The sequence below is a fragment of the Providencia alcalifaciens genome (assembly GCF_020271745.1).
Taxonomy (GTDB): domain Bacteria; phylum Pseudomonadota; class Gammaproteobacteria; order Enterobacterales; family Enterobacteriaceae; genus Providencia; species Providencia alcalifaciens_B.
In genome coordinates, this window is sequence record NZ_CP084296.1 from 4,059,261 (window position 1) to 4,080,454 (window position 21,194).

The 21,194-nt window shown below is 40.8% G+C and carries 15 protein-coding genes and 8 tRNA genes; 11 read left to right on the forward strand and 12 right to left on the reverse strand.

Annotation, left to right across the window (positions count from 1 at the left end):
• Positions 1-7: 7 nt before the first annotated feature.
• Positions 8-850 (reverse strand): MetQ/NlpA family ABC transporter substrate-binding protein, encoded by an 843-nt coding sequence (locus LDO51_RS18770; RefSeq protein ID WP_225575778.1) that lies wholly within the window; start codon positions 848-850, stop codon positions 8-10.
• Positions 851-1,092: 242 nt separating this feature from the next.
• Between LDO51_RS18770 and LDO51_RS18775 the strand changes: the two genes are divergently transcribed.
• The 5 genes from LDO51_RS18775 to LDO51_RS18795 all read left to right on the forward strand — a co-directional run bounded on the left by LDO51_RS18775 (position 1,093) and on the right by LDO51_RS18795 (position 7,470).
• Entirely contained in the window at positions 1,093-2,226 is a 1,134-nt protein-coding gene (locus tag LDO51_RS18775; protein WP_225575779.1) for a CMD domain-containing protein, read from the forward strand.
• Positions 2,227-2,230: 4 nt separating this feature from the next.
• Positions 2,231-3,691, forward strand: a complete 1,461-nt coding sequence (locus tag LDO51_RS18780; protein WP_225575780.1) for an FAD/NAD(P)-binding protein — start codon at positions 2,231-2,233, stop codon at positions 3,689-3,691.
• Positions 3,692-3,694: 3 nt separating this feature from the next.
• Positions 3,695-4,708, forward strand: a complete 1,014-nt coding sequence (locus LDO51_RS18785) for a methionine ABC transporter ATP-binding protein (RefSeq protein ID WP_225575781.1) — start codon at positions 3,695-3,697, stop codon at positions 4,706-4,708.
• Complete coding sequence (locus LDO51_RS18790; protein WP_132495518.1) at positions 4,705-5,373, forward strand: methionine ABC transporter permease; 669 nt, start codon at positions 4,705-4,707, stop codon at positions 5,371-5,373. The genes LDO51_RS18785 and LDO51_RS18790 overlap by 4 nt, the downstream gene beginning before the upstream one ends.
• Before the next feature lie 369 nt (positions 5,374-5,742).
• Positions 5,743-7,470: a potassium/proton antiporter gene (locus LDO51_RS18795; protein WP_225575782.1), complete on the forward strand. Its 1,728-nt coding sequence runs from the start codon at positions 5,743-5,745 to the stop codon at positions 7,468-7,470.
• Between the two features lie 213 nt (positions 7,471-7,683).
• Here LDO51_RS18795 and LDO51_RS18800 read toward each other — a convergent pair whose 3' ends face one another.
• The 7 genes from LDO51_RS18800 to LDO51_RS18830 form a co-directional block, all read right to left on the reverse strand.
• A complete protein-coding gene (locus LDO51_RS18800; protein WP_036949379.1) occupies positions 7,684-7,977 on the reverse strand; it encodes a helix-turn-helix domain-containing protein in 294 nt (97 codons plus the stop codon).
• 1,389 nt (positions 7,978-9,366) lie between these two features.
• Positions 9,367-9,442, reverse strand: a tRNA-Val gene (locus tag LDO51_RS18805).
• Positions 9,443-9,585: 143 nt separating this feature from the next.
• A tRNA-Lys gene (locus tag LDO51_RS18810) sits at positions 9,586-9,661 on the reverse strand.
• A gap of 51 nt (positions 9,662-9,712) precedes the next feature.
• Positions 9,713-9,788: transfer RNA gene (locus LDO51_RS18815), tRNA-Lys, on the reverse strand.
• A 41-nt stretch (positions 9,789-9,829) separates the two neighbouring features.
• Positions 9,830-9,905: transfer RNA gene (locus LDO51_RS18820), tRNA-Val, on the reverse strand.
• 31 nt (positions 9,906-9,936) lie between these two features.
• Positions 9,937-10,012 (reverse strand) — tRNA-Val (locus LDO51_RS18825).
• A 27-nt stretch (positions 10,013-10,039) separates the two neighbouring features.
• Positions 10,040-10,115, reverse strand: a tRNA-Val gene (locus LDO51_RS18830).
• 356 nt (positions 10,116-10,471) lie between these two features.
• On the opposite strand from LDO51_RS18830, the gene gltX reads away from it, so the two are divergent.
• From gltX to LDO51_RS18850, 4 genes are all read left to right on the forward strand, one after another.
• Positions 10,472-11,893, forward strand: coding sequence for a glutamate--tRNA ligase (gltX, locus tag LDO51_RS18835; RefSeq protein WP_225575783.1), 1,422 nt, complete (start codon positions 10,472-10,474; stop codon positions 11,891-11,893).
• 192 nt (positions 11,894-12,085) lie between these two features.
• Positions 12,086-12,161 (forward strand) — tRNA-Ala (locus LDO51_RS18840).
• Positions 12,162-12,210: 49 nt separating this feature from the next.
• Positions 12,211-12,286, forward strand: a tRNA-Ala gene (locus LDO51_RS18845).
• A 209-nt stretch (positions 12,287-12,495) separates the two neighbouring features.
• On the forward strand, positions 12,496-13,854 hold the full coding sequence (locus LDO51_RS18850; RefSeq protein ID WP_225575784.1) for a flavin monoamine oxidase family protein: 1,359 nt from the start codon (positions 12,496-12,498) through the stop codon (positions 13,852-13,854).
• A gap of 21 nt (positions 13,855-13,875) precedes the next feature.
• On the opposite strand, the gene LDO51_RS18855 is transcribed toward LDO51_RS18850, so the two are convergent.
• The 4 genes from LDO51_RS18855 to zipA form a co-directional block, all read right to left on the reverse strand.
• On the reverse strand, positions 13,876-14,091 hold the full coding sequence (locus tag LDO51_RS18855; RefSeq protein WP_154628942.1) for a DUF3820 family protein: 216 nt from the start codon (positions 14,089-14,091) through the stop codon (positions 13,876-13,878).
• Between the two features lie 241 nt (positions 14,092-14,332).
• The gene (locus tag LDO51_RS18860) at positions 14,333-15,517 is read right to left on the reverse strand and encodes a NupC/NupG family nucleoside CNT transporter (protein ID WP_225575785.1); all 1,185 of its coding nucleotides are present in this window, start codon (positions 15,515-15,517) and stop codon (positions 14,333-14,335) included.
• Between the two features lie 242 nt (positions 15,518-15,759).
• Entirely contained in the window at positions 15,760-17,796 is a 2,037-nt protein-coding gene (gene ligA, locus LDO51_RS18865) for an NAD-dependent DNA ligase LigA (RefSeq protein WP_225575786.1), read from the reverse strand.
• Between the two features lie 45 nt (positions 17,797-17,841).
• Positions 17,842-18,885: a cell division protein ZipA gene (gene zipA / locus LDO51_RS18870; RefSeq protein ID WP_225575787.1), complete on the reverse strand. Its 1,044-nt coding sequence runs from the start codon at positions 18,883-18,885 to the stop codon at positions 17,842-17,844.
• Between the two features lie 219 nt (positions 18,886-19,104).
• Between zipA and cysZ the strand changes: the two genes are divergently transcribed.
• Positions 19,105-19,869 (forward strand): sulfate transporter CysZ, encoded by a 765-nt coding sequence (gene cysZ / locus LDO51_RS18875; protein ID WP_225575788.1) that lies wholly within the window; start codon positions 19,105-19,107, stop codon positions 19,867-19,869.
• Positions 19,870-20,119: 250 nt separating this feature from the next.
• Positions 20,120-21,076, forward strand: a complete 957-nt coding sequence (cysK, locus tag LDO51_RS18880; protein WP_225575789.1) for a cysteine synthase A — start codon at positions 20,120-20,122, stop codon at positions 21,074-21,076.
• Positions 21,077-21,194 lie beyond the last annotated feature (118 nt).

A 21,194-nucleotide genomic window follows, 5' to 3' on the forward strand; every position in this document is an offset into this window, starting at 1 on the left:
TCGAATATTATTTAGAATAATTTACCCACGCGGCTGGCTCAATAAAACCATCATAAAGACGCTGAGAGCGAATATAATCAGCATACTCTTTTGATTCAAAAGCCTCTTTTAAATCTTTAGCCCATTGAGTCTCGAGGTCTTTTTGTAGAACAGAAACCACAACGCGATGCTCAAGTGGTGAATCCTCAACAACTAAACCATCTGCAATACGCTGTCCTGCACTCGCCACATAGTTACCATTCACCACCACAAAATCCACATCATCCAATAGACGTAAACCTTGCGCAGCATCTGTTTCACGGATATCGAGCTTATATTTTGCAGGTTCAATGTCATTGACGCTAAAACTGAGCGTACTGACATTCGGTTTGATTTTAATCCAACCCAGTTGTTCTAAAATTCTAGCACCACGTTCCGCGTTTACAGGGTCATTTGACAGCGCCACAATCATGCCATCTTGCACGTCATCCAGCGTTTTGTGTTTATTCGAACGTAAACTCTGCGGTGCGCTTGGCGAATCTGCCAATGCGACCATATTAATGTTATTTTTTTGGTTATACGCTTCCATATAAGCGCGACTTTGGTTCACTGATACGTCGATTGCCCCCTCTTCAAACGCAGGGTTAATTTGCCTATTCTGTGAAAACTGACGTAACTTCACTTGATAACCTTTTTTCTCTAAAATAGGCACAATGCCTTTATCGACTTGATCAATATAATTTCCCACACCGAAGCCAATGGTAATTTGCTTTTTATCTGAGTTGTCTTTTTCTTTATTATCACCACATCCTGCCAAAACAATGATTGCGGTCGCCACTAAAGATAAATTTATTATTTTTTGTTTGAACATTTAATATTCCCTATGGTGATTACTTTTTAATTAATTTCAATTTTTAATATTGCCAATCGAACGGAGTATAAACAGGATTTATTTAACGTTTTAGATCCATTCGTTATAACTTAAATAGAAATAAATATAAGAACACACCAAAACCAAATGGTTATAACGATATAACAAAATGGTAGTTCGAATAATGATGTGATTGATATGTAATGAAGGAGATAAAAAAATTTAAATAAAGTGAGTTATTTATGACAATAAAATTTGATTTAATTAACACCATTCTTAACCTGACACCAGACTCAGAATTAGCAAAGACCCGCGCAGAAAGGCCGGTTGCAACAGAAAATACTCAAGCCGCTTTTGAGGCCATTTTTTCTGTGCCCTCTCAAATATTGCCTCTAAATGTAAAATATTATTTTGCGCTTTCCGTGGCGACAGTTACTGGCTCAAAGTTACTCGAAAAATATTATGCTGAATTATTATCATCACAACCCATCGTCGAAATAACACCTAACATTACGCTTGCTGAGAAATATCTAACGGTATTAACCCGTAATCCAAATCAAGCGGATTACGCTTTAACGCAGCAGTTTATTCAGCAAGGATGGTCGGAGTCCGATATTATTTTATTGGCTCAGTTAATTACATTTGTCACTTATCAATCCCGCTTAGTCGCAGGCTTGGAATTATTAATTGGAAAAAATCCGATTTCAGATAATAAAGCAAACCAACATGTTCCAATTACGGCAGGAAATTGGAGTCACGCAGCGACAACACAATTGGGACAACCATCACCAATCGCTTTCACACAACAGCAATTAGGTTGGGAGTCTTGGTTATCTGCGCGAGATGTAAATTCGTTAAGTGACAATGAAACTCAAACTCTGAAAAAACATGGTCAATTAAATTCTGAGTATTTCCTTCTGTTAGCTCATCAAAGCGAAATTTTAGCGCTACGTACACAGATAGACCGAGGTATTTTTTATACCTCCGGTGGACTACCTCGTTGGGAGAGAGAATTTGCTGCCGCTGCTGTCAGTAAAGTGAATGGCTGCATTTATTGCGCCTCCGTTCATGCGCGCAAAGCGAGTCAGTATGCAAAAGAACATCTCGGTGATGTCGAAAAACTGTTGGCAACTCCCGCAGGAAGCGTGCTTGCTGAAGGCTATGAACCAAGGCTTTTAGCAATTGTTTCTCTTGTCGCTTCACTCTCGATCACTCCAGTTCAAGCCTCTGTTGAACAAATTGACCAATTACGTTCATTAGGATTAACGGAGCTAGAGTTACTCGATTTAATTCAATCCAGTGCATTTTTCTCATGGGCTAATCGCTTAATGCTGACATTGGGAGAACCGTTTGAACTCCCTGAAGATGAGGAGTAATACCATGGATAAGGTCATTGGATTAGCCGCTCTAGAGACGCAAATAAATCAAGATTTGCAGTATCTTAATTTGCCGATTGGCTCATGGTCGCTATCAGATGAAAATATTGATAAGCAAAAGATTAATGTTGCCATTATCGGTGCAGGCATGTCGGGAATTACTGCAGCCTTTGCCTTAAAATTACGAGGGATTAACGCTATCGTTTTTGACCAGGCGCCCTCAGGCAAAGAAGGTCCTTGGCAAACACCAGCCTTGATGGAAACCTTGCGCTCCCCCAAACAGGTTGTCGGTCCTGCTCTCGCCTCCCCCTCTTTAACGTTCCAAGCATGGTTTAAAGCTCAATTTGGTGATGATGCGTGGGAAAATCTCGATAAAATTCCACGTTTACAATGGGGAGAGTACCTACAATGGTTTAAAACCATGACGGCCCCTACACTGCTAAATCAGCACCAATTAGTCGATGTTAAATTAATCCCTCAAGGTCGTGAGCTAACATTTGATACTCCCAATGGGCAAGTCTCTTTTGTCGCGCAACATGTTGTGATTGCAACGGGTATGGAGTCATTTAGTGAACCTAATATCCCAGAATTTATGGATAAAATTCCGACCCAATACTGGGAGCACTCATACGCAGGTAGCAACTATCAGCGATTTAACGGACTCGATATTGGCGTTGTGGGCTACAGTGCGGGGGCGATGGACAGTTCAGCCACTGCATTAGAGCATGGAGCTAAGTCTGTTGAGTTATTGATCCGAGCAAAAGAGATGCCGCGAGTAAACCGAGGAAAAGTTGCTGGAAGTGCCGGTTTTACCAACGCATACGGGTATTTTACCGATGCACAAAAATGGCATTATGCCGACTATGTTTTGAAAGCGAAAACCCCTGCTCCTCATGGTAGTACACTGCGTGTTTCTCGCCACACTCATGCTTATTTTAACTTCGATACGCAAGTCAATGATGTCGCCGTCAGAAAGGATAAATTGCAAGTTTCCACCAACCAAGGAGATTTTTCTTTTGATTACCTCATTTTAGCAACAGGTTATCGACTGAATTGGCAGAAAGACAGCCCATTTCATCGCTTGGCGCCGTTTATTAAAACCTGGAAAGATGTTTATACCCCACCTAAAGGTGAAGAAAATGATGAACTTGCCGCGCATCCCTATCTTGGAGAGCACTTTGAATTACAAGGGAAAGCGGGTTACGAATTTCCGTTTATCGACCACTTTTATTGCTTTAATTTAAGTGCCTCACTCAGCATGGGTCCCGTAATTGGTCTGATCCCAGGCACCAATACGGGGGCTGAGCGTTTAGCGGATCATATTGCTGCCAAGTTGTATCTGGCCCATCGGCAGCAGCACCTTGAGTTGGTTAAAACCAGTACAGAGAATGAGTTATTAGGTGATGAATGGCAACCTGCCTTACCACCCGCTCAGCGCGTACAACAGATTGAAAATGTGGAGTAAAGGATGATTGAATTTAACAATGTCCAAAAGATCTATGAAAAAAATGGGCAGTCCTTGGTGGCTCTACAAGATATTAATTTGCATATCAATAAAGGGGATATTTTTGGTTTTATTGGTTATAGCGGTGCAGGTAAAAGTTCCCTGATCCGCTTAGTCAATCAATTAGAAAAGCCAACCAGTGGCTCCATCAAGGTCGATCAGCACAATTTGGCGGAGCATACCCCATCACAAATACGGACACATAAAAAAAGTATTGGAATGATTTTCCAACATTTCAATTTGTTGGAAACGAAGACCGTCGAACAAAATGTTGCTATGCCTCTGGTTTTACTCGGTATTGATAAGCACGAAATTTCCCGTCGCGTAGATAACATTCTCGAATACGTTGAACTTAGCGATAAGAAGCACCAATACCCTAACCAGCTTTCTGGTGGGCAGAAACAGCGCGTTGGAATAGCGAGAGCATTAATTAATAACCCACAAATCTTGCTGTGTGATGAGGCAACCTCTGCATTGGATCCACAAACTACCGCCTCTATTTTGGCATTACTGCAAAAAATCAATCGTGAACAGAAAATTACCATTTTATTGGTTACTCATGAAATGGAAGTCATTGAGCAGATTTGTCATCGCGTCGCCGTCATGGAATCCGGTCGTATTGTTGAAGAAGGCACCGTACTTGATATTTTTGCAAACCCTCAACATTTAACTACGCAAAAATTTGTGGGCACTGTGCTCAATGAAAAAATTCCTGAGCGTGTACTCCATCAGCTTGAACATCAAGAGAATGTCTATCGATTAGAGTTTTTAGGCAAATCAGCACAAGAACCCGTGGTGAATGAGCTTATTATCAAAAATATTATTAAAATTAATATCCTGTTTGCCAATATGAAAGAGATCAACGGCGTCGTTTTGGGCAGTATGTTTGTTCAAATGTTAGGAGATAAACAACATATTGATGAAGCCGTAACCTATTTGCGCCATCGTGGCGTTGCAGTGAATAAGGGGACAGTATGAGTGAGTTTTTTGAAACGGCACTGACAAGTAAACAATTTTTATTGGCTATGTCAGAAACATTCACTATGGTAAGTATTGCGCTTGTCCTAGGTTCGCTATTCGGGATTTTATTGGGAATTTTATTAGTCATTACTCGACCAGAAGGAATTTGGGAAAACAAACGTATTTATCGCGTGATTAACCCTATTATTAATATATTCCGTTCACTCCCTTTTATTATTTTATTAGTAGCAATAATCCCATTAACACGCTTTGTGGTGGGAACGTCTATCGGTACCACCGCAGCAATTGTGCCATTAGTCATTTATATTGCGCCTTATACGGCAAGATTGGTCGAGAATTCATTGCTCAGTGTCCATTCAGGGATTATTGAAGCCGCCGATGCAATGGGGGCGACCAACTGGCAAATTGTTTGGCACTTTATTTTACCGGAAGCCAAGTCGTCATTAATTTTAAGCTTAACGGCTGCCAGTATAACGCTAGTTGGGGCAACGGCGATGGCTGGTGCAGTTGGTGGCGGTGGTGTTGGTGATCTTGCGCTAAATTACGGTTATCAACGCTTCGATAATGTTGCTATGGCAATTACGGTGGTGACCTTGGTGATTATCGTGCAAGGAATACAGTTTATTGGTGATACTTTGGCAAGAAAGGCGCGTTTTCACTAGTTAATATAAAGTCGATGAAATATTTTCATCGACTTTTATTGATTTCTCATACAATTATCCATCTCCTCCCCCTTTTCAATTCCACCTCAAAAAATATTTACACATAAAAAAAATAGCTATTAATACGAGTTTAATAAAAAAACAGAGTATTTCTAAAATTTAAATTTTAAAAAATGCAGTAAAATACCAATATATTTTAAATGATTCATATATAATCATAATAGTATACACCATAATGTTTATTTAGCCTCTTAGGACTAAAAACACTATCAAATGTATATTTTAGTCACTTTGATAACATCTTTAGCTACCTCGCGCGCTTTACGATGCATCGTCAGCGTTTTATTCACCTCTAACTGAAAACTGATTATGCCGACTATCGAACAACTTATATTGCTTTCATCCATATTGATTTTACTCGGTATTTTTTCGAGCAAATTGTCTGCAAGACTTGGTTTGCCCATGCTGGTTATGTTTCTGTTTATTGGCATGCTGGCAGGTGAGGATGGCTTAGGCAAAATCACCTTTGATAACGTCAATGTTTCTTATGCTGTCGGCTCTCTCGCCCTTGCTCTCATCCTTTTCGATGGTGGACTGCAAACCTCAGTAAAATCAATTAAGCTAGTCTGGAAACCGGCATTCACCTTAGCTACCGTTGGTGTTTTGATCACTGCGGGTATCACCGGGTTAGCCGCAGCCTATATTTTAGGTATTCCACTTCTTGAAGGGTTACTTTTAGGCGCTATTGTTGGCTCCACCGATGCCGCCGCCGTCTTTTCATTGCTACGTAATGCAGGAATTTACCTAAACGAGCGTTTACAAGCGACTTTAGAGATAGAAAGTGCAACCAACGACCCGATGGCCATTTTTTTAACCGTTGGGTTGCTGCAACTGTTAATGAATCCACAAGCCTCCGGCAGTGAATTAGCTTTATTATTTGTTAGTCAAATGGGAATTGGTGCTGCTGTTGGGATCGGTGTTGGTTGGATCTCAATAAAGATCATCAACAAAATTAAATTACTTGCGGCAGGTCTTTATCCCGTTTTAGTGGCTGCCTGTGGTTTATTTTCATTTGGCGTCGCCAGTAACTTAGATGGTAGTGGCTTCTTATCTATTTTTGTCACGGGTGTGGTTATTGGTAATCACTCATTTGTTTTTCAACGCAATACCTTTTTATTCCATGATGGGCTGGCATGGTTAAGTCAAATCATCATGTTCGTTATGTTAGGCTTACTGGTTAACCCTAGCTCGCTGATTGAGGTATGGCAGGAAGGATTGCTCATTGCGCTGGTATTAACCTTTATAGCAAGACCACTCGCGGTTGTCCCTGTACTTAAACTATTTCGTTTCACTCGAAATGAGATAGCACTTATCTCCTGGGTGGGACTAAGAGGCTCTGTCCCGATTATTTTGGCGATTTTCCCATTTATTTTTGGATTACCAGGTGCCAACCTCATTTTTGATGTAGTCTTCTTCGTGGTATTGATTTCTGCAACATTACAAGGTTCCACACTGCCTTACTTTGCCCGTAAGTTAAACCTTATGCAGCCACCACCGCTTCTACCCGCTGCGACATTAGATATTACTGCTGTCGACCAGATTGATGCTGACTTAGTAGAATATACACTGGGTGAGGACTGCTCAGCCGTAGGACGCCGATTGTCTCAATTAGCACTACCGGACCAAACAGTAATTGCGATGATCACCCGAGAAAAAAGTGTATTACCACCACGCGGGTCAACAATCTTAATGGCAAATGATCATTTGTTTGTCGTACTAAAACCGCAAAATCGCTTATTCCTAGAAAGATTATTCTCCGGCCAAACCTCTTCAGAACCAACCATGATGGAGTTACCTGAGTCGGGATTAAGCTTAAAAGGTACAACGCGATTAAATGAAATTTACGAGTCGTATGGGATTTTGATTGAAGCTGATTCCGATAAAACACTCAATCAATTTATTCACGTCAATACTGAAAATGACCCCATCCAGGGGGATACAGTCAAGCTTAATGACATACAAATAAAAATTGGCGAAATGATCGGTCCACGTATCGTTACCGTCATTTTAGAGCCGGTAAAAATCCAACAAGAGTAATATGTTAAAAGTAATGATAATCAATTCTTACTTTTCCAAGCTGATTATCTAAATTGAATGCATCAAAAAATACTCGATATAGGAGGTGAATTAATATATTCAATGACTTTCACTAATTAACTTAGGTTAATTAATTTTTACCGTTCTCATTTGAAACAATTTAATTACTGCATTTAATTTGTTTCATTAAGAAACAGACTCAAAGAGTTAATATTATACGAGAGAATACAGCGAGTCGTTAAACCCTTTAGATTCTCTTTCCTCAGATGCGTTGATATCATCCTGGAGAACTTCACTGAAGAACTCTCCCATATTTACGCCTAATACCTTTAATACGCGAACTAAACAATCGATATCAATACGATTTACACCTCGTTCATAACGAAATAGTTGTTGTTCACTGATGTCGATCTCTTTAGCTAATTGGAAAACTGTATAGCCTTGAGCTTTTCTTAAAGATTTAATTTTTTGTCCAACTGCACAAGCGACAGGATATTTTGTATTCATAAACATTCTCGCTTCAATCTATATTAATTGAATAAAAATCAGCAGGTATTTTCTGCCATTTCCATTGTTATTTTATATGTACTATATAATTCATTGATAAAAACATCGTGATACATCCAACATCACTAAGAGAATGATATACTAGCCTTCTAATTAGTTTCAACTAGTCCAAAAATGACATTGCAACTATGTAACAAAATATTTTTCTCTATACAAACAAGACGAGTTAGCAAATTGGCCTTTAATTATCAATAACTTACGATAATCAATAGCCAGTGAATATCACCGAGTAAACTCAGGTGAAAGTGCATACATCAAAACAATCCACTAAAAATCAATCACTTTCCCGCCAATAAATCCAAAAATAAAGGAAATAAACAGAATAATTTAACACTGTAACAAAGTTAATCATTTCACGATAACATTGGTAGTTTTTTGAGTCAAAAACCACATTGAGTGCGAATTTTCTGTAAAGGAAAGTAAAAAATATATGTTTTACATATATAACCTTTCCGCAACATAAAACATCAATAACTTACATTTTTGAACTGCATGCTACAAATTAATTAAACGCTATATGTTTAAAGTAACTTAGTGAATTTAATGCATCTACATATTCAACATAACAAAACATTAACGTTAAGGAAGCCGAACATTCACTTTACTTGATGAATATCACAAAAATATGAACATTACTGATTATCGATAATCTTATTTTAATATTATAAATACATGAATACTCGAAAATTATTGAACTTTAAGATTATCAAAACGTGAATATCTAGAATTATTCACCAATATACTCCTTTGTAAATGTTCTTTCGTGGTAATATCAATAAAGGCTTTGTTTGTTATTTCTTTAATATCACCTAAGAATATTCTCAATGATTTATTTAACACAAACCAACATAAGATTGTTCATATGATATGGCATGATTTAATTTCTAACACAATTTCATTGCTACCATAGCTTTAATAAAAATTCATTTTAGATAAAACGATAATGCATAAACCCTTTAACACTATAATTTAAGAAATCTCACTTATTACATTGATATACTTTATTTTTATTAACTAAATTTTGGTTTTAAAAAAATTGAGAATTATGTAATGCAAGGAAAAATCTCATTATCATTTCATTCGACATGTTGATTCATTAAAAAACCAAAAATTTACGTTAATAATATAATATTTAATATAACGATACATTCAATCTTAATAGGAACAATACGTTATGAGCGGTATGAATATTTAAGCAAAATAAACGAAGAATATCGGTGGGAGGAGATAATGAAATTTTATTGGATACATTTATGTACAAACTAATTAAAATCAGTAAGTTATGGTTTAAATTGAGAGTTTATGAGGTGATTTTTGATAAGAATGAAGTGGTGGGCGATAGCGGGCTCGAACCACTGACCCCCTCCTTGTAAGGGAGGTGCTCTACCAACTGAGCTAATCGCCCACTTCATGACGCTACTTTGATGGTGGGTCGTGCAGGATTTCTCGGCCTTTGGCCTCACCCTACGGGTCGAACCTGCAACCATCTTATCAGTTGCTAATGTTCATACCGAATAACCCAAATATTTTTCTAGCTATAGAAATTAATGGTGGGTCGTGCAGGATTCGAACCTGCGACCAATTGATTAAAAGTCAACTGCTCTACCAACTGAGCTAACGACCCATTTGTATTTCTAAATTATTCTTTACTACTTTAGATGCTGATAATTCTAGATGGTGGGTCGTGCAGGATTCGAACCTGCGACCAATTGATTAAAAGTCAACTGCTCTACCAACTGAGCTAACGACCCATCTGTATTTCTGAATTATTTTAATGCGAGAGAAGATGAAGTGGTGGGCGATAGCGGGCTCGAACCACTGACCCCCTCCTTGTAAGGGAGGTGCTCTACCAACTGAGCTAATCGCCCACTTCATAATAATCACATTGTCATAAATAATTGGTGGGCGATAGCGGGCTCGAACCACTGACCCCCTCCTTGTAAGGGAGGTGCTCTACCAACTGAGCTAATCGCCCAATCATTTATGTTTTTATCGTCAACGGTGGTGGGCGATAGCGGGCTCGAACCACTGACCCCCTCCTTGTAAGGGAGGTGCTCTACCAACTGAGCTAATCGCCCCGTCGTCGATGGAGGTGCATTATAGGGATACTGCGTTCTGAGTCAACGGTTTTTGAATAGATTTTTTCTGTTCGTTGCAAAAATAATCAAGATGTTTTAATTATCACCTGAGAAGTACCCTTTTTAATCAATTAACTACATTATCCTACTAAATTTTATTAGAAAAAAATCATCCCAAGCTCACCAGATTAAAAAATTTAGCGGTTATTTTCTCAATTTGATGATTTTCTTTATCTGTATAGAGAGAAGCAGATTGAGGATTCACTACAGGGTGATAGAATAGAGCAACTTTTAGCAATGCTTACGATGAACATAAGCGCATTAAGAAACAACGTTTCGCAATTAAGGCAATCTCGATGAGTAAAATCAAAACCCGTTTTGCACCAAGCCCAACTGGCTACTTGCACGTTGGCGGTGCTCGTACCGCCCTGTATTCCTGGTTATATAGTCGCCACAATCAGGGCGAATTTGTCCTGCGTATTGAAGATACCGACTTAGAACGTTCAACTCAGGAAGCTATCGATGCCATTATGGACGGTATGAACTGGTTGAATTTAAATTGGGATGAAGGTCCTTACTATCAAACTAAACGTTTCGATCGCTACAATGCCGTAATCGATACCATGTTAGAAGCCGGTACCGCTTACCGCTGCTACTGCTCTAAAGAGCGTTTAGAAGCTTTACGCGAAGAACAAATGGCAAAAGGCGAAAAACCTCGCTATGACGGTTGTTGCCGTGACCATGAACATAACCACACTGCGGCAGAACCGCATGTTGTTCGCTTCCGTAACCCACAAGATGGTTCGGTGATTTTCAATGATACCATTCGTGGCCCAATTGAATTTAGCAACCAAGAGCTTGATGACTTAATCATTCGTCGTACTGATGGTTCTCCAACGTATAACTTCTGTGTGGTTATTGATGACTGGGATATGGAAATTACCCATGTGATCCGTGGTGAAGACCATATCAATAACACCCCTCGCCAAATCAACATTCTCAAAGCATTAGGTGCGCCAGTTCCTGAATATGCTCACGTTTCTATGATTTTAGGTGATGATGGTAAAAAACTGTCTAAACGCCATGGCGCTGTTAGCGTTATGCAATACCGCGATGACGGTTACCTGCCACAAGCACTATTAAACTATTTAGTACGCTTAGGCTGGTCACATGGCGACCAAGAGATCTTCTCAATTGAAGAAATGAAAGAATATTTCTCTCTTGATGCTATCAGCAAGTCAGCGAGTGCATTCAACACTGAAAAATTACAGTGGCTGAATCACCACTACATCAATACTCTGCCAGCTGAAGAAGTGGCTACCTACCTTGCATGGCATATCGAGCAGCAAAATATCGATACCAGCACGGGTCCACAGTTAGTTGAATTAATCAAATTACTGGGTGAACGCTGTAAGACACTGAAAGAAATAGCGGAATCTTGCCATTACTTCTATCAAGACTTTGAAGAATTTGATGCTGATGCGGCGAAAAAACACTTACGTCCAGTGGCACGTCAACCATTAGAAGTGGTGAAAGACAAGTTAATCGCTATTTCCGATTGGACGGCTGAAAATGTCCACCAAGCGATTGAAGCGACTGCGGCTGAATTAGACGTTGGTATGGGCAAAGTTGGAATGCCTCTACGTGTCGCAGTGACTGGTGCAGGTCAATCTCCAGGATTAGATGTTACCGTTCATGCTATCGGTCAGGCTCGCTCTGTGGCTCGTATCGAAAAAGCATTAGCGTTTATCGCAGAACGCGAAGCATCAGCACAATAATTTTCTAAATAAGAAGCTTCTCTATATACTGCCTCTTAACTTAAGGGGCAGTTTTCTTTTCAGCGCCTGCATCAAATGGGAATTGATTGCAAAATGTTCTATATTTCAGCAGTTAAACCTGAAAAACATATTAATATATTGACACTCCAAGCGAGCTTGAATATGATGCCTTCCGTCCAAAAGATTTTGTTTGGGGCTATAGCTCAGCTGGGAGAGCGCTTGCATGGCATGCAAGAGGTCAGCGGTTCGATCCCGCTTAGCTCCACCATCTAAAATCCAGTTTAGATGGCTGAATTTCATAATAAAACACATCATTTGGGGCTATAGCTCAGCTGGGAGAGCGCTTGCATGGCATGCAAGAGGTCAGCGGTTCGATCCCGCTTAGCTCCACCAAATTTTTTCTTATCTTCCTTTAATGCACTCTTTATATTCAAAATTCTATCTGCAGTTACTCTTAAATTTAACCTAACTCTCTCCCCTCTATTTTGCTGTCTATTCACATTTGATTTACTCATATATAATTAGCCTATAATTTTATTTAAATAGAATTATTCAGATGTGTAATCGCACATCGTCCGTATTCCATTTCAACTAGGTGAGTTATGCCACACATAGATGCCGATATCATTGTGATAGGAGCAGGCGTTTCAGGTTTATCAGTCGCAAATCAATTACAGTTACAATTACAGTCACAACCCCAAAACCCCCAACATAAAACAGTCCTTATCTTAGAAGCTCGCGACCGTCTTGGTGGGCGTATTCATACCCATGAAATTGATAACCAATTTTATGATTTAGGCGCTTCTTGGATCCACGGTATTACCGACAATCCAATCAGTGCAATCGCACAACAGCACCATATTCAAACCGTTGTTTTCAATTACCAAGACGCTATTTTCTATAAAAAAAATGGCTTGGTTTTGTGTGAGAATGAAAAAGAGGCTTTTGAAGCGGGTCTTGATTATTTAATGGAACAGTTTGAAACCATTTCATCACCCTGCCAATTTAACAATGCAGCGGAAGCGTTAAATAGTTGGTTGCAAAGCCCTGAGTTCCACCATTTATTGACAGTAGACCACCATGCAAGTCAATCCTTGTTTGAACAGCTACAAACAGGTTTACATGAGTTTTTTGAAGCTATTGCAGAAGATCCTTGTGCTTGCACATTAGAGACATTATCCCCCTATTTTTTACAACTCGAAGGCTTTTGTGAAGGGGATGAAGTGATCTTCCCTCGCGGGTATTCCCAAATTATCGAAACGCTATCGAAAGGGCTGGATATTCGCCTTAACCACCCTGTTGAACATATCCAATACTTAGATAATTATGTCACTGTCACCACGCTTGATGGACAACAGTTCAATACCTATAAAGTCGTTGTCACCGTACCGCTTGGGGTGTTGAAGAAAAATAAAATTCATTTTACGCCTGCACTGCCTGAAAAAACTCAAGAAGCTATCCATCAGTTAGGTTTCGGTGTATTCAACAAGTTATTTGTCACCTTTGAACAGGCTTTTTGGCGTAAAAACTCACTCAATAACGTTAATAGTATGTATATTCATGAGTCTGATTATTGGCTAAACTTTATGGACGTGAGCGCGATTTACCAAAAACCAACATTGCTGTTTTTATTTGGTGGGTTGTCCGCAAAATGGCTTGAAGAGTGTGATGAACACACAGCATGGCATGAACTGCAAGAATCGCTCAGAAAGGTATTTGATAATGTACCTGCGCCTATACAGCTGATAAAAACCGAGTGGGAAAAAGATATTTACACTTATGGCTCGTTTAGCTACCCCGCACCTAACTATTCTGCGGATCAAATTGCCCAATTAAAACAGCCTATTGATAACAAAATTTTCTTTGCAGGAGAACATTTAGCGCTATTAGGAGCCGGCACCGTACATGGCGCTTACCAATCAGGCATAGACACTGCCCGTGTCGTGCTCAGCGCACAATAACTTAGATTAAGCCTCTAACCCTTATTTTCGTTTTAGGGGCTTAACAATGCTATCTAGCCCTTCTATCTTCAACCCAAGTGTCATCTCCATCAATTGTCCTAATCGCCCTGCCGGAAACTCACCTTTTTTATAAAACCACAGTAGGTATTCCTCTGGAAGATCAATCAGGACGCAACCTTTATATTTACCAAATGGCATCGATGTATTGGCTATATCGAGTAAGTCTTGTTTTTCCATTTATCCGCTCTTGTTTTAGAGATAAAAAAACGGCATTCACTGAATGCCGTTAGACCATTGACAAAGCCATCAGGTTTGGAAATGGTTCTTTTGGGTTGTAAAATTAACAAGGAAAATCAATTTATTGATTTTCGCCTGATAACACAAAGAGGGAAAAACCACGCTTTTATCCCTCTTTGTCATCAACCTTACGGCATTCACTGAATGCCGTTTCTCACTGTAACACTTTTTATCGTGATAACTACAGAATTAATCCAACCACCGCAGCAGATAAGAAGCTTACCAGCGTTGAACCGTACAGTAATTTCAGACCAAAACGTGCAACGGTATTACCTTGTTTTTCATCTAACCCTTTAATTGCACCAGCAATAATACCGATAGAAGAAAAGTTCGCGAATGATACCAAGAATACAGATAAGATGCCCACAGAGCGGTCAGATAAACCAGATGCCACCGCTTTTAAGCCATCCATTGCCACGAATTCGTTGGTTACCATTTTCACTGCCATGATGCCGCCAACTTGTAGCGCTTCATTCGCAGGGATACCTAACATCCAAGCAAATGGATAGAACACATAGCCCAGCATAGTTTGGAAGCTGACATTAAAAATGGCAGAGCAGATTCCGTTAACCATCGCAATCAGAGCGATAAAACCAATCAGCATCGCAGAAACGATAATCGCAACTTTAAACCCAGCAAGAATATATTCACCCAGCATCTCGAAGAAGCTTTGACCTTCATGCAGGCTGCGCATTTGGATCTCTTTTTCCCCTTCTGGCGGGTACGGGTTGATCAGCGATAACACCACGAATGTACCAAACATGTTTAAGACCAGAGCGGCAACCACATATTTCGGGTCTAACATGGTCATGTATGCACCCACGATGGACATTGAAACGGTAGACATCGCCGTTGCTGCCATGGTGTACATTCTTCTTTCTGACATACTGCTTAATTGATCTTTATAAGCAATAAAGTTTTCGGACTGACCCAGCAATAATGAACTTACTGCGTTGAATGACTCAAGTTTACCCATACCGTTTACTTTCGATAATACCGTACCAATAATGCGGATAACGAAAGGCAGGACTTTAATATGTTGTAAAATACCAATCAGTGCAGAGATAAAGATAATTGGACACAACACTTGCAGGAAGAAGAATGCTAAGTTGCCTTCAATCATTCCGCCAAAGATAAATTTGGTACCTTCTGCCGCATAACCCAATAAATGAGTAAATACACCAGCAATACCAAGAACGAAAGACTCACCGATACCTGATTTTAAGAACAGATAAGCGAGTGCAATTTGGATCACAAGTAATTGAATAACATAGCGAGGGCGGATCCCTCTACGGTTACTACTCGCTAAAATTGCGAGAGCGCCGATGATGACGATGGATAAAATAAAGTGCAGGATCGAGGTCATATTTGACTCCAACAAAGTGACGAATCAGTCTATGCGCATATTCTATGTAATAGACAACATTTAAATGAGATTAATGTCACATTAATATGAAAACTGACTCAGCCTATCTTCCAAAAGTCACGACTAGATCACGTTTCATGAATAACACATTAATAACAACTGTAAAAATGTTAGCTAGAAAATAATAAATGCCACTATCACGACAGACGATAATGGCATTGCGCATTAAATATAGGTCACGATTAGATATTCAGCAAACGAATTAACTCTTCTTCATCAATGACTTTTATGCCCAATTCTGTCGCTTTCGCTAACTTTGAACCTGCCGCTTCACCAGCAATTACTAAGTCGGTTTTCTTCGATACACTGCCCGCTACTTTCGCACCTAAAGCCACCAATCTATCTTTAGCTTCATCGCGGGAAAGCGTTGACATCGACCCTGTCAGCACGACCGTTTTCCCAGCAAATGGACTATCAATGTCAGCACTGTTAATCACTTTCACTTCAGGCCAGTGGATGTTCGCGATAGTTAGTAAATCATGAATAACTTGGCGATTGTGCTCTTCACGGAAGAAATGCACCACATGCTTCGCCACCACTTCACCAATATCTTGAACGGTTTTTAGTGATTCTTCATCCGCCACCATAACCGCGTCTAATGATGCATAATGTGCCGCAAGGTTCGCCGCCGTGGCCTCACCGACTTCACGGATCCCTAATGCATAGATAAAGCGAGCCAGAGTCGTTTGTTTGGATTTTTCGAGCGCATCAATGAGTTTTTGCGCGGATTTTGGTCCCATTCTTTCTAGACCTGTTAATTTACCGGCTGATAATTGATAGAGCTGCGCCGCGTTTTTCACATATTCCGCATCGACCAACTGCTCAATGATTTTATCGCCCATCCCATCGACATCCATCGCACGACGAGAAACAAAGTGTTTCAATGACTCTTTTAATTGGGCGCCACAGGTTAATCCACCAGTGCAGCGAGCCACCGCTTCCCCTTCGACACGCTCAATATCTGAATTGCAGACTGGGCAATGGGTCGGGAATAAAATTTCACGACTATCTGCAGGACGCTTATCCATCACGACACTCACGATTTGAGGAATAACATCCCCTGCACGGCGGATCACAACAGTATCCCCAATGCGGACACCCAAACGGTCAATTTCATCCGCATTATGGAGTGTGGCATTGCTCACCACTACACCTGCGACTTGCACTGGCTCTAAGCGAGCCACTGGCGTAATCGCCCCAGTGCGCCCCACTTGGAACTCCACTTCTTTTAGTAGCGTAATTTGTTCTTGAGCAGGGAATTTAAATGCGGTTGCCCAGCGCGGTGCTCGGGAAACAAAACCTAATTCTTCTTGAGTGGCAATATCATTCACTTTAATCACGACACCATCGATATCAAAACCGAGTGTCGGACGAATTTTTTCAACATGATGATAGAAATCGAGCACTTGTTGGCAACCAACGCGTAATTGCACATGCTCACTCACTGGCAGCCCCCACGCTTTAAATTGCATCAAGCGCTCATAATGGGTATCTGGCAATGTTTTTCCTTCCACCAACCCGACACCATAGCAGTAAAAGGTTAATGGGCGTTTAGCCGTAATACGCGGGTCTAACTGGCGAAGAGAACCCGCCGCTGCATTACGTGGGTTAGCGAAAATCTTACCATCTGTTTTACGCGCTTCGTCGTTCATGGCCTCAAAGCCTTTTTGAGGCATAAAAACTTCGCCACGAATTTCAACACGGGCAGGAATATTATCCCCGCGTAAACGCAGTGGAATCGCTTTGATCGTGCGTACGTTAGCCGTGATATTTTCACCAACAGTACCATCACCACGGGTTGCGGCTTGAACTAACTCACCATTTTCATACAGCAAGCTGACGGCGAGACCATCTAGTTTTAGTTCGCAGCAAAATGTCAATTCCGTGTGGTTATGCAGTCGGTCTTTCACGCGTTTATCAAATGCCAGATAGCTTTCTTCATCAAATACGTTATCTAAAGAGAGCATTGGAATTTCATGGCGAACCGTATCGAATGCAGCTAATGGTGCGGCGCCCACTCGCTGGGTTGGTGAGTCTGTGGTGATCAGTTCTGGATGCTGCGCTTCAAGGCTTTTAAGCTCCTGCATCAGCTTGTCATATTCCACATCGGGAATTTCGGGTGCATCCATAACGTGATAGAGGTATTCGTGATGGCGCAATTGTTGTTTTAACACGTCTATTTTTTGCGTGAGTGCGTCTGGAGTTTGTTTCGTCGTCATGTTTCACCAATAGATATAAAAAACCCCCTGAATCGGGGGTTTTAATTAACTTAATGTATTTCGAATTCTTGCATGATACACCTCTATTTTTTGAGGTGTCAGTATTTTTCGTTCATCATCCAACACAACACCACCTGCATCTGATGCAATACGCTGTGCCGCTTGGAGCATTAATTTAAAGTTCTGACTAGCTTCACCATAAGACGGCACCATCATAAAGATAGAGACGCCCGGCGTAGTGAAATCAGACATGGCTTCTGGGTCAAATGACCCCGGTTTCACCATGTTTGCCAGACTAAATAATACTGGACCCGATCCCGCAGGATGAACGTGACGGTGGAAGATATTCATGGCACCGAATTGGAAGCCAGCTTGAAGAATACTTTGCAGTAATGCTTCACCTTCAAGAACCATCCCATGATGCGCTGCAACATGCAGTACCAAAACAATTTCTTTTTCACTTGCAACTGCCGCTTTTTCAGCTGGTGCACTTGGTGCTTCGCGCTTTACTTCGGTATGAGGCTGAGCCACTGGTTGTGCCGCTTCTTGATGAGCAGACTCTTGTGGTACAGGCGCTTGCGCCACAGAAATATGGATTTTAGGTTCTGTATGAATACGTATCGGCTCTGAAACATGCTCTTGTAAATCAGCTTCATCCGCCATATTAATCGTCAATTGCTCAGGAGCATGGCGATTATCAACATGTGGAGCAAACACAGGCTCAGAAGCTGTTGGTTTAACTGGCTTTGAAGCGGGCTGTGGTGAGTGCTCTGCAGTTAAATTAAACTCAGGCTCCGCGTCACGTTGAATTATATGGGGTTGAGAGACAGACTCAGCACGCGGCTCCTCTTTCACCATATAGATAGGCTGATCTTCAACGGCGGCTTTTTGGGCCGGTTGATTTTCAGTAAACAGAGCAGAATCATCATATTCTGATGAATTTTCCTGCGTGTCATTCTTTCTACGTTTTACAGGTCTGTCGTGAAATAACCTAGAGCGCTCTTTACGGCTGGTCCATAAACCATGCAGTAATAAAGCGACAATGGCTATCGCACCTACGACCACTAATATTAGACGCAAATCCTGCATCGCTGCTATCTCTAGTTGATGAATAATGATGCCATCACGGCGGAAACTACCTTAAGATTATTTCTCAATTGCTCTAAGTGCAACCCTCAGAACGATTTTCTTACAAGAAAGAGAATATTCCGCCTTCGTTTGCTGTTTTTTTAAACAAAATTATCACTAGTCAGTGTAATTTCATACCTATATGATACATGCTCACCCGCAAAGGAGATAATAAGAAGTATGACCCAATCGACATTTTCGCCACAAAAAAATCACTCTGGTTTTTATTACTTTTCACAAGGGTGGCGACTAATCACTCGTCCAGGCATTAAGCGTTTTGTTCTTTTACCCCTATTAGCAAACATTCTGCTTCTTGGAGGCGCTTTTTGGTGGTTATACAGCAAGCTTGGCGGATGGATTGAGCAGGTTATGAGCTACATTCCTAGCTGGCTACAATGGCTTGACTATCTGATTTGGCCTGTTGCCGTCATTTCTATCTTACTGGTTTTTAGCTATTTCTTTAGCACTATTGCCAATATCATTGCTGCCCCGTTTAACGGCTGGCTATCAGAGCATTTAGAAGCTGAACTGACAGGTAAGCCCGCACCTGATACGGGAATGGCTGAATTGCTCAAAGATGTACCACGCATGATTAAACGCGAATTCGTGCGAATTGCTTACTATTTACCGCGAGCCATCGTGTTATTAGTGCTGTTCTTTATTCCAGGTATTGGGCAAACTGTTGCGCCCGTATTATGGTTCCTGTTCGGCGCTTGGATGATGTCCATTCAATATTGCGATTACCCATTTGATAACCACCGAGTTGGGTTCAACGACATGAAGCAAGCACTCTCAAAAGACCGAGTGAACAACATTCAATTTGGTGGTGCCGTCAGCTTATTAATGATGATCCCGATTTTAAACTTAGTCATCATGCCAGTTGCGATTTGTGGCGCAACCTTAATGTGGGTTGACCGTTATCGCGCTCGTTACGCGCGCTATTAGTCCGTCTCGAAACTAACACTTTCTGGGGATATGCAGGTACCTATCTGCATATCCTTCTCCACCGCTTCTGTTATCCTCCCGATACAAAACCTCCCTCCTTAGTTATAATAATGCGATTTTAAATAACTTACGGTTATAATCTAGCGTTAAATCATATTTGCAATAATCAGATGTTCAAGTATGTTGAATTCATATTCAATTTTCAAAACACACCTAATTCTTGGCTAACCGTTAATTTTAAGGATGTCCCATGAGCAAAATTTATGAAGATAATTCGTTGACCATTGGAAATACCCCATTAGTGCGTTTACAGCATTTTGGCAACGGTAATATTTTGGCAAAAGTGGAATCTCGTAACCCAAGCTTCAGTGTGAAATGCCGTGTGGGCTCGAACATGATTTGGGATGCAGAGAAAAAAGGCCTCCTGACAAAAGATAAAGAACTGGTTGAGCCAACAAGCGGGAATACCGGTATTGCCCTCGCTTACGTAGCTGCGGCTCGCGGTTATAAACTGACGCTAACCATGCCAGAAACCATGAGTGTCGAACGCCGTAAACTTCTAAAAGCCCTTGGCGCTAATTTAATCCTGACTGAAGGCGCCAAAGGTATGAAAGGCGCCATTGCTAAAGCAGAAGAAATCGTCAACAGCAACCCAAGTAAATATCTACTATTACAGCAATTTAGCAACCCAGCCAACCCAGCTATTCACGAGAAAACTACTGGACCTGAAATTTGGAATGATACCGATGGCAACGTGGATGTCGTGATTTCTGGCGTTGGAACTGGCGGAACTATCACAGGTATTGGACGCTATTTAAAGCAAACAAAAGGGAAAAAAGATGTGGTGATGGTGGCCGTTGAACCCGCAACGTCTCCTGTGATCACTCAAGCTCTTGCAGGTGAAGAAATTAAGCCAGGCGCCCATAAAATCCAAGGTATCGGTGCTGGCTTTATCCCTGGCAACTTAGACCTTTCTATTATTGACAAAGTCCTGCAAATTACCGATGACGAAGCGATTTCAACCGCTCGTGAGTTAATGGAAAAAGAAGGCATCCTAGCAGGTATTTCATCCGGTGCAGCCATTGCTGCCGCAAGCAAACTCGCTGCACTACCTGAATATAAAGACAAAAATATTGTGGTCATTTTGCCGTCTTCAGGAGAGCGTTACTTATCCACCGCACTGTTTGCAGATATTAATGCCGAATAATGATTGTTAAGTTAACATTACGTTAAAAAAGCACCAATTAGGTGCTTTTTTTGTGGGTGAGATCATAGATTAGCACGGATTGGGATGATTTATTATGCGGCATTTAGTATTAAACATA